11 protein-coding genes and 5 pseudogenes are annotated in these 13085 nt (G+C 33.9%); 4 read left to right on the top strand and 12 right to left on the bottom strand.

Annotation, left to right across the window (positions count from 1 at the left end; all coding sequences use genetic code 11):
* Positions 1–505: 505 nt before the first annotated feature.
* The 3 genes and pseudogenes from Q3V31_RS30270 to Q3V31_RS30280 form a co-directional block, all read right to left on the bottom strand.
* Positions 506–1099, bottom strand: a complete 594-nt coding sequence (locus Q3V31_RS30270; RefSeq protein WP_000053757.1) for a TasA family protein — start codon at positions 1097–1099, stop codon at positions 506–508.
* A gap of 963 nt (positions 1100–2062) precedes the next feature.
* Positions 2063–2881 (bottom strand): annotated as a pseudogene (locus tag Q3V31_RS30275) (alpha/beta hydrolase); the annotation flags it as partial.
* Between the two features lie 141 nt (positions 2882–3022).
* The gene (locus Q3V31_RS30280) at positions 3023–3670 is read right to left on the bottom strand and encodes a lysozyme family protein (protein ID WP_090814234.1); all 648 of its coding nucleotides are present in this window, start codon (positions 3668–3670) and stop codon (positions 3023–3025) included.
* A 216-nt stretch (positions 3671–3886) separates the two neighbouring features.
* Here Q3V31_RS30280 and Q3V31_RS30285 point away from each other — a divergent pair.
* Positions 3887–4012: pseudogene (locus tag Q3V31_RS30285) on the top strand (vancomycin resistance histidine kinase VanS); the annotation flags it as partial.
* A 295-nt stretch (positions 4013–4307) separates the two neighbouring features.
* Here Q3V31_RS30285 and Q3V31_RS30290 read toward each other — a convergent pair.
* Both Q3V31_RS30290 and Q3V31_RS30295 read right to left on the bottom strand, forming a co-directional pair.
* A complete protein-coding gene (locus tag Q3V31_RS30290; protein WP_090814243.1) occupies positions 4308–4883 on the bottom strand; it encodes a replication-relaxation family protein in 576 nt (191 codons plus the stop codon).
* Between the two features lie 22 nt (positions 4884–4905).
* Positions 4906–5397: pseudogene (locus Q3V31_RS30295) on the bottom strand (FtsK/SpoIIIE domain-containing protein); the annotation flags it as partial.
* A gap of 460 nt (positions 5398–5857) precedes the next feature.
* On the opposite strand from Q3V31_RS30295, the gene Q3V31_RS30300 reads away from it, so the two are divergent.
* Positions 5858–6259 carry a PH domain-containing protein gene (locus tag Q3V31_RS30300; protein WP_000957139.1) on the top strand — a complete coding sequence of 134 codons (402 nt, stop codon included), beginning with the start codon at positions 5858–5860 and terminating at the stop codon, positions 6257–6259.
* 295 nt (positions 6260–6554) lie between these two features.
* Here Q3V31_RS30300 and Q3V31_RS30305 read toward each other — a convergent pair whose 3' ends face one another.
* The 7 genes and pseudogenes from Q3V31_RS30305 to Q3V31_RS30335 form a co-directional block, all read right to left on the bottom strand.
* Positions 6555–7460, bottom strand: a complete 906-nt coding sequence (locus Q3V31_RS30305) for an Rpn family recombination-promoting nuclease/putative transposase (RefSeq protein ID WP_000070247.1) — start codon at positions 7458–7460, stop codon at positions 6555–6557.
* Between the two features lie 652 nt (positions 7461–8112).
* Positions 8113–8391 carry an AbrB/MazE/SpoVT family DNA-binding domain-containing protein gene (locus Q3V31_RS30310; RefSeq protein WP_002106904.1) on the bottom strand — a complete coding sequence of 93 codons (279 nt, stop codon included), beginning with the start codon at positions 8389–8391 and terminating at the stop codon, positions 8113–8115.
* 358 nt (positions 8392–8749) lie between these two features.
* Positions 8750–8968 (bottom strand): annotated as a pseudogene (locus tag Q3V31_RS30315) (topoisomerase DNA-binding C4 zinc finger domain-containing protein); the annotation flags it as partial.
* 375 nt (positions 8969–9343) lie between these two features.
* Positions 9344–9505: a hypothetical protein gene (locus tag Q3V31_RS30320; RefSeq protein ID WP_170959323.1), complete on the bottom strand. Its 162-nt coding sequence runs from the start codon at positions 9503–9505 to the stop codon at positions 9344–9346.
* A 17-nt stretch (positions 9506–9522) separates the two neighbouring features.
* Positions 9523–10095, bottom strand: a complete 573-nt coding sequence (locus tag Q3V31_RS30325; RefSeq protein WP_090814244.1) for a replication-relaxation family protein — start codon at positions 10093–10095, stop codon at positions 9523–9525.
* Positions 10096–10117: 22 nt separating this feature from the next.
* Entirely contained in the window at positions 10118–11284 is a 1167-nt protein-coding gene (locus tag Q3V31_RS30330) for an FtsK/SpoIIIE domain-containing protein (RefSeq protein WP_090814237.1), read from the bottom strand.
* A gap of 15 nt (positions 11285–11299) precedes the next feature.
* Positions 11300–11620: a hypothetical protein gene (locus Q3V31_RS30335; RefSeq protein ID WP_090814238.1), complete on the bottom strand. Its 321-nt coding sequence runs from the start codon at positions 11618–11620 to the stop codon at positions 11300–11302.
* 291 nt (positions 11621–11911) lie between these two features.
* Here Q3V31_RS30335 and Q3V31_RS30340 point away from each other — a divergent pair, with 291 nt between their 5' ends.
* Both Q3V31_RS30340 and Q3V31_RS30345 read left to right on the top strand, forming a co-directional pair.
* A complete protein-coding gene (locus tag Q3V31_RS30340) occupies positions 11912–12142 on the top strand; it encodes a helix-turn-helix domain-containing protein (protein ID WP_000498616.1) in 231 nt (76 codons plus the stop codon).
* Positions 12143–12250: 108 nt separating this feature from the next.
* Positions 12251–12964, top strand: a pseudogene (locus Q3V31_RS30345) (Y-family DNA polymerase); the annotation flags it as partial.
* Positions 12965–13085 lie beyond the last annotated feature (121 nt).

The raw sequence follows: 13085 nt of genomic DNA on the forward strand, positions 1-13085 counted from the left end.
TCAATTTATCGGTATGCTTAATTTGAAAAACATAAGACACTTCGGTGTCTTTTTTAATATCATCGACAATTTTCCCAGTCAAACCTAATTACTATTGCTTCCACTAACCTGCTCCGTTCGTGGAATAAAGATTTTTAAACAACTATATTATTTTTTAAATGACTTTATTGTAAATTAAACAACTTTATTATTTCTGCACAATTGCAGCGTGGGGATTTCCTTATTCAATGTATATGGATACCTATAAAAATACAAAAGCAAAAAAAAGAGAGTCTTTATTTACTCTCTTAAACGCTCTACGACTTTTGGCTATTTTTTTCTTCTATTTATAAATTAAATGTTAGTTTTACAAAACATTCAAAATGTTAAACTTACAAAAGCCATTAATATCATGCGCAAATGCTGATATCAATGGCCTTTGGTATAGATATGTAGTAATCATTCTTTTAAATTATTAAAAGGCATAAGCTCAGTTTTACTTTTCACCAGTATTATGCTCTTAAATTTATCTTTCTTGTCCATCTGTTTGATTGGCTTGGAACTCCATTTTTAGCGCAATACTATCCCCTTGGAACACGTTTTGATCTGTTCCGTTGTCTTCAAATATAAACTTTATCCAAAACCAATCCATTTTCCTAGGTTTTAATCCTCCTGTTTCAGTCCACTTAGAATGAAATACTTTTTTGGAGGCAATCTCTGGGCTTTGTGATTTTAGTTCTGCAAGAGTTGTCTCGTATACAGGGCTTTTTGCAGGATCCCAATCCCAAAGAAATTGTACTTTAATATGTTTACCTAAATCTTCTGTAGTGTTATTTTGTTTTAAATCGTTTACAGTATAGTCTATTTTCATCATAATATCTTTAATATCTAATGTACCACTATTTGTTAAATTGAATTTCTTTAATATTTTGTCCCCAGGTTTTAAATTTTCTAAGTTAAGTGAAGTAGTTGGTTGCATAGCTAAATCCAATGTACCTGCAGCAAATGAATTATTTGTCACCACTTGATCGCTAAAATATGCATATGTTCCCCCACCAATTAAAGATAAACCCAGAGCGGCTGAAACCACTCCAACACCTAATTTCTTTTTCAATGACATTTTTTGTTCCTCCCATATCATTTTTATAATCTTTCTCCCTAATCAACCGAAAAGGTCCCCTTAATACAGATATACCATGAATTGTAAAAAAATTATATTAAAAGCAGTAAATTCCTTATTGAGAAAATTATGTTATTATCTATCTTCTGTAAATGAAACGTCCCAAAACTAGAAAAATTGGATTTATAATGATCAAAACCTATGCCAAAAACGAATTAATATTAACTGCCCTTTATAATTGGTATTATTTATTTCTTCAGGAGTATTCTAACACTTCAAAAGGTACGTATACCTTTTGATCTTTTCTAATAATGTTTTCTTTACATCTACTATTGAATAATACCCCGAAGTTCCGTCAAAACTATAAATAACCAAGTCTTCAATTCTCCTAGAGCTGAGCAGTTAGTTTATTCTAACTGCTCTTTTTCTTTTTATCGTCACCTTTCCATTGCACCTCCATATGTTGTATAGAGATATCTTCTTTTAAATTGTCAATGGTTCCTCTTTCAAGCCCTAATGCACATCTTAAAAAGAGCACTTTACAAAAGTGCTCTTTTTACTTTGCCAGCCACTGACCCTATAATGAAGTAAGATTTTAACTTATGAATAATTTTTGGAATCCTTTCCGATAATACGAATAGATTGGTAACAGCCAATCTGTATCCATAATGAATCTCTGATTTTCTTTAATTTTCCCTGAGGCAAGGTAGCTATATTTTAGCTACCTTCTTGCATGAACTGCAAATATATGCACATACTATTAACGGAATGCTTGAATCATTGTCATTGAAAATGTTCAGCACTTCCGCTCGTTAGGAGAGCAGTCTACGCAGCTGTTCTCTTTTTTATTTTCTTTTTTTAAATATAAATGGAGAAATATGTTTCAATAATTCTTCATTGAATAAATTTAGAGCTATCACTCATGCCTTCAGTTGAACACCCCGATGACTGAACTAAGATAAGTTATGGATGAAGTGCCCGTGCCATCGCATCAAAATAATTCTGACTGGCACGCTGACTCACTTCGGCTTCAGGCACAAGTACTTCAAAGCAATGGAAGCAGCCGGGGTAGAGATGAAATTCAACATCTACTCCTGCTTGTGCAAGTCGTGTTACATATTCAATAATTTCATCTCGGAATAAATCGAGTTGACCTACACATGTATAAGTTGGCGGTAGTCCTGCTAAGTTGTCTGCTCTCGAAGGTACGGCATAGGGAGATGGTTCGTTAGTATCGTTCTTCTTTCCCAAGTACATATTCCAAGCGGTTAAATTGTTTGATCTATTCCATGTTGCATTGTCTTCTATAATCTCATAGCTTGATGGTGTTATGTTGTGGCTATCAAGCATCGGATACAGCGGCATCTGAAAAATAATGGATGGACCTCCTTTATCACGAGCCATTAACGCAAGCGCTGCTGTTAGTCCACCGCCTCCACTTGCACCGGCGATCGCAACTCGATTCACATCAATTCCAAGCGAGTCTGCCTCATTTGTCATCCAAAACAAGCCCGCATAACAATCTTCAATAGCCGCTGGATAAGGATGTTCAGGCGCAAGTCGATAATCGACAGACACAACAACGCATTCAGCAGTCTGAACAAAGCGTTCACACAAAACATCGTCCATATCAGGGTGGCCCATTACGTATCCACCACCGTGAATCCACAGCATAGCTGGAAGTTTATCAAGATTTTTCTCAACGGGTTCGTAAATTTTAACTAACATCTCGCCGGCTGCGCCAGGAATTATTCGCCTGGTCATGTTTACAAGCTCTGATGCGACTTTATTTAAAGGCGACATTAAAAATATTCTTCAAATCCTGGATGCATAAGTTGGCCGTAAACTAAAAGAAGCATAAGTTGACCAAAACGGCCATCTTATACTTCTTGTAACAGGTATCATTATATTTCATTCTGCAACTTATTTAGAAGAGTTATGTACATTTTGAAGAATTTCTTCAATAAGTTTTGTTTTTTCATTTACCTTTGTGGTATATGTGAAATCACCATAACAATATGGATACCTAAAATTATTTTTATTTTCACCACAAGTATACATCGCTGGATTTTGATCAACTTTCATCTTAGAAAACTTTTTGGCCAAATCCTCTGAGTGTTGTTTAACTTCTTGACTAGCAATAAAATCAATATACCCTGGCCCCATATTATAGCTTTGAATAATTGTATCCATGCTAACATCTTTGTCCGTCCCATATTTGTACATTTTAGCAAAGTGCTTTACCCCTTGTTTAATGCTCAAGCTTGTCTCTTGAATTTCATTTGGCTTTAATCCAAGTGATTCGGATGACTGCATAGGGTCGTTTCCCTCCCCTCTACTCTCTTGGTACATAATTCCTAATAAAACTGCTGTTTTCTCTCCTAAATTATATTTTTCTAATTCTTTTTTCAATGTAGGCTCATATTGCAATAAACGTTTTTCGGTAGCTAGCGCTTTATTTTGTTGAATATTGGTTTTATGATTAAGATATAGTATTCCAAGCATTGTTCCTAAACCTAAAATACTAATAAACAATAATATAATAATTCGTATTTTACTCGTATTCTTCATATATTCCTCCTCGTATAAGAAATCCTATTTTTCAAAGTTAATTGGTTATTTACAAAATATGTAATGAACATCTATCTCCCGCTCCTTTTTAGACCCAAACAACAATACTTTAAGGTTTTAAGTTTAATATAAAAATTTAAAGATAAGGTAAAGATAAGATAAAGATAAGATAAAGGTCATTTTTTATGCGTACATTAAAAAGGTATTGGTACAAACGGATATGTGGGACAACTTGTTGATATGAATGGGTTTAGTGATAATTGAGAGATTATCGTACAAGTTATTAATTTTGGAGGTATCATTCCAGAAGAAGATTTACCCTATCTTTTTAATATACTTTATATAGAAAACTAAGAGATAAAATATAATAAAAAACGGCTAACCCTCCACGTAAGAGAATCCGCCGTCACAAATAACTAATTATTTCATACTTGAGATATTATCACCCTTAGCGCTATACAATGAGATATTCGCTTAACCATTGAAAATTATTTAAAGGTTTACTTTCTTCATTTTTTTACTATTTCATAACTTGCTTCAAATTTACTCTACGCATTTATTGCCGTCTAACAATCATCATCACACATGACTTAATACATTATTGAAAAGAAACAGTTCTACACTATGCAGGCTTTCTTTATGATTTTACCGCTAAATTTTTTATAAAACTCTCTATGGAATTCGCCTGGAATACACGGAAATAAGAAGATTGAACGTCGTAATGTTTGTCAGTAATGATAAGGATTGAAGGTAAGAATTTAGAAATTTTCGGCTGCCAAGATTCATTATGCCATTCTTGGCTATGGAAGTATAACTCATATCTATTTATCTTATCTTGCATTATCTTTTTACTGTACACTGACTTTTGAACTTCAATAAAGAATTGCGATCTACGCCATATTGTAAAAGCATCCGGTTCCATATATTCCTTCCCATACTTTGGTTCAACTTCGAAGAGTTTAGGATTTTCATAATGAACGAGTTGTTTGTATATGTCCACAATACCAAGGAAATGAGGAATTTTTTGACTCGTTTTTTTGATAGAGCTGGGTTGTGGAAAATAAATGTATGGGTGCTGCAATACGTTAGCATCAACATGACCATCTCTTCTTAATCGTTTCATAACTGTATTACAGCAAGTTACCGCATTCTTTAAGCCTTGAAAATGCAAGTCAATAATATCGTCACGGGACATGCACCTAAATCGCTTCAAATCATTCAAAATTCCTTTATCTCTATTCTTCATCATCTAACACCCCAAATAACGGAATTTCTTCTTGTTGAGGATTTTGGAGCATTCTCTCTTTTTTTTGCATGCGATATGGTTCAACAATTCGTTTCGCCTTACTTAATTCCAAATAAGGAGCTTGCACTTTCTTTAATCCATTTCGTTTTAAAATCATTTGACCCGATTGCTCTAAATGCTCTGAACCAGGGGTACCCATGATATTACTATTAAGTGTACTATCAAATCTAAATCCAATTCTTACAGTTAAATTAATCTTTAACTTACCATCTAACACCTTTGCATCTGGCCGTTGCATACTAAGCATAAGAAACACTCCAAGTGAACGGCCAATTGCTGAAACCTTTTCAATTATAGACATACATTCTTTTTCATCTTTCAGCATGGCTACTTCATCGATAGCAAGTAGAATATATGGTTTTTGATTATCGAGATTCAATTTGTTGTACGCATCAATATGATTCACTTCATAATTCTTAATACAAATAATGGTTTTGGTGCAAACCTTGCAACAGAACCCTTTTTTTCACATATTTCATTCCAATATATCCCCTGCCATAATACAAATAATGGATAATATAATTACCAATTTCTTTTTAATTTGGAATCTACTTGTATTTAAATATAATCAAAATATATCACGAAACGAGTTGGAATATATGAGTGAATTTTAAAAAGATGCGATTGCTACAAAAGAAGATTTTTTAAAATTATCAGAACAAATTTAAGTGTGGATTTGAAATACAGTTTAATCGTTTATAACAAAGTTTAACCGTTTTGAAAGAAGATTAACTGTTTATAAAAAAGGTAAATCAAAATATTGGTCTATTCTGGAAGATCGGGTTTACAGATGATATGTTTATAATTGTGACAGAAAAGACGTGTTCCTATGAAAGACTTCTAATGTAACGGTTAGGCTCAAATAAGACAGGGGGATTAAGATGTTAACAAACAAGTACTTAGACGATTTATTCGAAGAATTAAAAATAGAAGGTGAAACTTACTTTTACTATTTCTACTCCTATGTAACACCATCAGCATCAGAGTATTTTACATACGGCCTTGGAGCATTGACAGACCTTGAGCATTTAATCATATGTTTTACCGATAAAAGATTTATGGTATTAGAAATATCACTGAGTGGTAAGTTTACTGGTAATATAAAGTGTATAGAAATGAAGGATATAGGAAGTGTGAAAGTTAAGAAAGGTTTGTTTAGGACTAAGATAACTGTCACTTCAACAGGTAACAGGGGAGATATTGTAATTAAAGCAAATAGTTTTACAATAGGCTTATCGAATCAGAAGAAAAACCTAATAAAATTAGAAAAGAAGTATAGTTAAAGATAAGAGACAAATAGGTTTTTATTTGAAGAAGCCTTACGCCTACTGATATTCATCTCCCACCTAAAATTGGTGTTTCACACCTTTATATTTTTGAGGAAGGAGTCTTCTGTCAGAAACCGAAAAAGAAGAGATACTCCCATTTTTTTCGGTTTTGGAGTATTTCGTTTTCATTAGCTTGATAGTAATGTTTCCGTATCCCCTAAAAATAGAAAAAGAAGATTGAGACACCTCATCTTCTTTTCAGGCAGAGTTAGAGAAAGCATTCTATTGGATAAAATGCTTTCTCTAAGAACTAGCTCTGTAAAAATCGTTGTATTTCTATTTCTGGTAATCCTGTAAGCTTTGCAATGTCTTCTACAGACACACCATTTTTATGCATGCCTCGAATGAGTTGCATCTTTCCTTGCTCAACACCTTGTTCAATTCCCTTTTTAATTCCCTTTTTAATTCCTTGTTGTTCTGCATGAGCAAATTTTGCTGCCTCATCCATTAAGGCCTTTTCTCTTGCTTCATATGCTTGACGGAAAGAAGAATCTTGACTCATACGTTCCCATTTATTCATTGCTTTTTGTAAAATCGGATCTCGGTTCATGGCAATATCCTCCAATGTTTGTGTGAGATGTTCATCTTCATTCGCAGGTAATAATAATAACCAACGAACAAATGAATCTTCCCACGGATTGACTTTCTCTTCGCGCCATTGCTGCATTAACTTTGGAATCTCTACTATATGAACTTCTATATCATCACTTAATAGCTTTTGTTGTTCCTGATTCCAAAGGATGCCTGTTGTATGAAATGCTTCATATTCAGGAAACATCACAAAGTTTAACAGATTAATGGTAATCGTTTTATGAAGTGAACTATATGGCATGCCCTTTTGCAATTGAGAAGTGTACAACCTTCCCCAATAATACAAACTGCGTTTAATCATATCATGATTGTTATTCAGCTGTATTTCTACATTTACCTTTGTTCCTATATCTAATGTAGCCGAAATATCTAAAATCGATAATTTATCTTCTTCATGTTCTCGATGTAAATGTGGATCTTCTAACTGTAGGGAAACAATAGGTGCTTCTAAAGAATTTTTTAACATAGCATTTAAAAAAGCGATTAAGATGTCCTCATTCCCATTTGTTCCAAATAACTGTTTAAATGCAAAATCAATACGTAAATTTACTAATGGATTAGACATCGTTTCCCTCTTTCTGTTCCAGATAATATCTATATCTTTATTGTACATAAAATCAAGGTATAGATGCAAATAAGCTCTTATAGTGAACTACCAGTTCCGGTGCAAAAAAATGATAAATAAAAAGAATCAAGAAGTCCTAACGGAATCACCTGCTAAGCAGTTAATCCAAACAGAATGATGGTTTTTACACTACAGAAGTTTTTGCGTGGTTTGAGGATTACGGATATGAGTATTGGGCTCCTATTAAGCAGGGGTTATCGTTAATTGATACAGAAAAACATGCCATATCCATAGCAATGGAACACCTAAAAGTGTATTCAGGTGAGAGTGATTAGTGGGGGGCAACCGAGATTTATTTCATTTATCAAGGTTCACTTTAGTAAATAAAAAAGCCAGTTAGCCCTTATAATGGACTAACTAGCCTTTTTATTATTTTTTCCTTTTCGCATATGTTTCTCATGCAATTTTCGTTCAGAGAATTCGATAATTTCTTCTAGCTTTTGTTTTTCTAAAACCGATACGAAAATATACACTAACTAAATTTCGACAAAAAGGAATAGAATTGATTCTATTTTTGGTAAATATTTTTATAAATATCACGATACACGAAATTACTTTATTAATCCTAAAAAATCCCCTTGAAAGGAGCCTCTTATTTTACAAGGTATTGTTCTATTTCTTTTATTAATAATTCTGCACCTTCTGGACTTAATGCTATCTTACCATTTGCTAATGATATGTTCCGATTTGATACTTCTCCTGTTAATGCACAAACACCACCAGGCTGATACTTCTGTAAAACAATGTCTTCACCTTCTACAAAGATCTCTAATGGTGATTTTTCTTTAATACCTAGCGTATTTCTAAGTTCCTTTGGAATTACCACACGTCCTAAATCATCTACTTTTCTAGTCACTCCGGTTGCTTTCATCTAGCATCTTTCCCCATTTCATTATCAATTGTACCCAAGTTATTCTCCACTATTATAACAAGCTTTCCCCATACATGAAAATTTGGTTACATTTACAAAAGAACAAGTGGAAAAAACAGGAAAATATTAGCATGAAAATAAGCTGCGAATCAAAATGAAGCAATTCGTCAGCTCGTAGAGAAAGGGTGAAGTCGTAAATAATGACTACCCTTTTTATTTTTCCTATAAACCCTAAATACACATGTAAAGCCTGTATATACCTTCACATGCGTTTTTATAACGGATTAGACCAATTGCATTAACTTCTTCATCAGAACGCAAAATAAACCAATTTGGAAAGCCATTTTCAAATCAAACCTCATTTTTTTAACGCATTTTTACAAAAAGGAAAAGGTGCTGGATTTTCATCACAGCTCACGTTGCTTGGCTCTATATGTGTACATGTAGAATATTGAGAACAGCCCAAAAACTTATTCCCTATTCTATTTGAATCTCTAACGACTAAATGATTTTTACATGCTGGGCATTTCCGTTCTGCAGGTTTTACCCCCTGATATACATCTCCGGCCGAATGCTCTGATATCCTCAAAACAAAAAACAAAAGAAAACAACCTGTTTTTATCCAAGTTGTTTTCTTTTATAGGGTAGAACAAAGAAAGAGTGAAAAGGCAATACACAAACGTGTAAATCACATGGAGTAAACTGATATATATAAAACTAAAAATTCTGAAAATTTATTCGCTAAGGGTTTTTTGTTTACTCTTTCTTTGTTATTATAAGTTTAACATTAAAAATAATATAAATCAACAAAAAAATACAAAATTCTAACAAATTCGACATTCCCTTCATAAATTAACATAATACCACTTATCCGTAGTATCTAAAAAAGCTAACTCCTTATCTTGTTTGAATAAGAAGTTAGCTTTTTCATTTTTGGGATATCTCATTTTCCTTAGCTAAATGGCGATATAAAGATACCCCATATAATAGAGATATAAAATTGCTCATCTTCTACCATTGAGTCTTTAAATGTTTTAAGAGAGTTAGTTATATAAAAAACATATTCTTCTGGATTTTCACCGAATTCGTATTCATGACTCCAATAGTAAATCAACCCATCTCCTCCTTCTTTTAAGCTAAAACAATTTGGTTCATAAAATCATCTATGGAAATAGCTTGAAATATACGTAAATGAGGAGAATGGATCTCGTATTTTTTATCTGTAATTATGAGGATTGAAGGAAAGAATTTAGAACCTTTAGGTTGCCAGGATTCATTATGCCATTCTTGGCTATGAAAGTATAACTCATATCTATTTATTTTATCTTGCATAATCTTTTTACTGTATACTGACTTTTGAACTTCAATAAAGAATGGTGATCTACGCCATATGGTAAAAGCATCTGGTTCCATATACTCCTTACCGTACTTCGGCTCAACTTTGAATAGTTTAGGATTTTCATAATAGACAAGTTGTTTGTATACATCCACAATCCCAAGGAAATGAGGAATTTTTTGACTTTTTATTCTAATAGAACTTGGCTGCGGAAAATAAATGTATGGGTGCTGCAATACGTTAGCATCAACATGACCGTCTCTTCTTAATCGTTTCATAACCGTATTACAGCAAGTTACCGCATTCTTTAAGCCTTGAAAATGCAAGTCAATAATATCGTCACGGGACATGCATCTAAATTGCTTCAAATCATTCAAAATTCCTTTATCTCTATTCTTCATCATCTAACACCCCAAATAACGGCATTTCTTCTTGCGGTAAATTCTGAAGTATTTTCTCCTCTTTAGACGTGCGATATGGTTTAACTATTTGTTTCGCTTTACTTAATTCCAAATAAGGAGCTTGCACTTTCTTTAACCCATTTCGTTTTAAAATCATTTGCCCCGATTGCTCTAGATGCTCTGAGCCAGGAGTACCCATGATATTGCTATTAATTGCACTATCACATTTAAACCCGATTCTTACGGTCATATTGAGCTTCAACTTACCATCCAACACTTTCGCATCTGGCCGCTGCATACTAAGCATAAGAAAGACTCCAAGGGATCGGCCGACTGCTGATATCTTTTCAATTGTAGTCATACACTCTTTTTCATCCTTTAGCATGGCCACTTCATCAATAGCAAGTAGCATATATGGTTTTTGATGATCTGGATTTAATTTGTTGTACGCGTCAATATGATCAACCTCATATTCTTCCATAAGTTTTCTTCGGTCTCTAATTTCCTTCCACACCTTTTGAAGCATTATTTTCATCTCGATTTCTTCCATACAAACTTCCTTTACATGCTTCACTCTTCGCAAGAAATGAAATTCAGAGTTTTTTAAGTCTCCAAGATACAAATGCAACGTATCAGGAGACATATATTGAATGAGTGTAGATAGTACAACACGTACCATACTACTTTTCCCGCTTCCCGTTTCCCCTGCTATTAACAAGTGTGGTGTATTGGAATCAACCATATCGTATGTAATCGTTTTTCCAAATTGATCCCGGCCAACCACAACAGGAAGACGGTACCCTTTTAATAAGGGCTGCCATTCTTTATAACAGTACTTATAAGGTTTTAGTCCAGCATCTGAACGGAATACATGTAGTACAAATTTTTTCACATCTCCTTCAATCGTAATATTCCGCCCTAATATTTGCTGAAAACAGAACCACTTCTTTTCAATCTTCTGTGGATCTAATCCGTTTGGGATGGTAAATATATATCTCACGCTTTCTTTCGAAGAGGAAGCATCATGTATCTTTGGATAAATAGGTACTTTTCCCCCACGCGTTTGATGTTCCGTATATAAACCTGCTTTTCCGAACACCTCCATAAGCTGATTCCTTAACCTTTGCTTACAAAGCCACTCCTTTATAATCCCCATTACTCTCTTCCCTTCTTAAAACATGATTACGATACGAACAAATACATATCCAATCAAGCAAACTCCACTAATTCGCGTGCCGTGATACATAACTTCACTTACAAATTTAGCTGCTGATATATAGTCATGTCGCACCAAGTATTTTTCTAACATGACTGCTCCGATTAAAATCGTTCCCATAACTCCTAATGCAATGTAAGTATGTAATACCTGATCCGACATATGGAGGAATGCGAAAGGACTTAATGAATTGTATTTACGAATTTTCTTTTCTTTATCTTTGTATGACCGATCCATAAACTCGTGAAAAGGAATGGTCTCTTTCCTAGCACGCATTTAAATGCCCCCTTTATAAACAGAATTTAGAATGTCGATATTACATAGCTTCATCTACTTAATACCCTGGTAGTTTTACCTTGGTAGAAATCTTGATAAATACTGTGGTAATCATTCGCAACTTACTTTGGTAACCTCGTATTCTTCTACCTTAATAAATACCGTGGTAGCTGCTTTGATACATCATATTGTGGACAGCTTGTACATTATGTAAAAAACTTTTTCCGTCTATGCGAATAGTTTTTTACATTTATGTCCACAATGTTGAAAATAGGTTCAGGAGGGATTTAAGTGTTTTGGAAATTCGGAGGTAAAAACCGAACGAAATTAGGTAATTTTTTAGATCGGAATGGCTTCACCCAAAATGATTTAGAAAAGACCGCGAAATTAAGTCGTCCTACAGTTTCAAAGGCGTGCAATGATAAAGAATACATACCCAGTCCAACTGTAATGAAAAAGATTTTAAAAGTTATTAGGCAAATAAAACCCAATGTTAAATCCACCGACTTTTGGGATATGTAAAAACTGGCTAACTAGAGTCAGTTTTATTTTTTTACAAAAATCACTTCATAAAAGAACGTACATTCGTGTATAATAAGAACAGACGTTCTTATTTAAGGAGGCATAACGGTGTATGATTACTCAATTTTGCCAAATCGAATTGTTTTATGTGTAGATCTTCGTAGCTTTTATGCAAGCGTGTCCTGTATCAAGATGGGCTTAAACCCACTGCATACTAAATTAGCTGTAGTAGGAGATGTGAACAGGAGTGGCTCCATTGTTTTAGCTGCAACACCACCATTAAAGGCATTAGGTGTTAAGAAAATGGCAAGGTTGTATGAAATACCACGGCGTAAAGACATTCTTGTTGTAAACCCAATTATGGGAACTTATATCAAATGCTCAAATTACATAACAGAATTAGCTTTACAATACGTTCCGATTGAGGATTTCCACCAATACAGCATTGATGAATTCTTTATGGACATTACAAATAGCATTCATCTGTTTGCAAATGAGCCCTATGAATTTGCATTAAAATTCAAACGTGAAATATATGAAAAAACAAGAATTGAATGCACGATTGGAATTGGACCTAATCCTTTAATGAGCAAAGTAGCATTAGATGTGGAAGCGAAGAAAACGAAAGATTGCATAGCATACTGGAAGTACGAAAATGTCCCTATAAAATTATGGCCGATACGACCACTTAGCAAGTTTTGGGGGATTTCAGGTAAAACAGAGGCGAAGTTAAACCGAAAAGGAATACATTCAATCGGTGACCTAGCTGTTTACCCTCTCAAATACTTAAAGCAAAGCTTTGGGGTTATTGGCGAAGAATTGGTGCGCCCGTAAGGGGGATGTTTGAATCTGTCAATAGCAAGACAGCAGGATATATTGCAACGCCTGTCATCACCTAACTTATCCGAGAGGGAAACCAAACGGGGAGTGTAGCATGTTAGGA

This window comes from Bacillus nitratireducens (genome assembly GCF_036320425.1).
Lineage (GTDB): Bacteria > Bacillota > Bacilli > Bacillales > Bacillaceae_G > Bacillus_A > Bacillus_A nitratireducens.

Excerpts from the sequence above, each read along its gene's own strand:
- Q3V31_RS30270 (WP_000053757.1), bottom strand. The coding sequence starts at position 1,099 with ATGTCATTGAAAAAGAAATTAGGTGTTGGAGTGGTTTCAGCCGCTCTG.
- Q3V31_RS30280 (WP_090814234.1), bottom strand. The coding sequence starts at position 3,670 with ATGAAGAATACGAGTAAAATACGAATTATTATATTATTGTTTATTAGT.
- Q3V31_RS30300 (WP_000957139.1), top strand. The coding sequence starts at position 5,858 with ATGTTAACAAACAAGTACTTAGACGATTTATTCGAAGAATTAAAAATA.
- Q3V31_RS30305 (WP_000070247.1), bottom strand. The coding sequence starts at position 7,460 with ATGTCTAATCCATTAGTAAATTTACGTATTGATTTTGCATTTAAACAG.
- Q3V31_RS30310 (WP_002106904.1), bottom strand. The coding sequence starts at position 8,391 with ATGAAAGCAACCGGAGTGACTAGAAAAGTAGATGATTTAGGACGTGTG.
- Q3V31_RS30330 (WP_090814237.1), bottom strand. The coding sequence starts at position 11,284 with ATGGGGATTATAAAGGAGTGGCTTTGTAAGCAAAGGTTAAGGAATCAG.
- Q3V31_RS30335 (WP_090814238.1), bottom strand. The coding sequence starts at position 11,620 with ATGCGTGCTAGGAAAGAGACCATTCCTTTTCACGAGTTTATGGATCGG.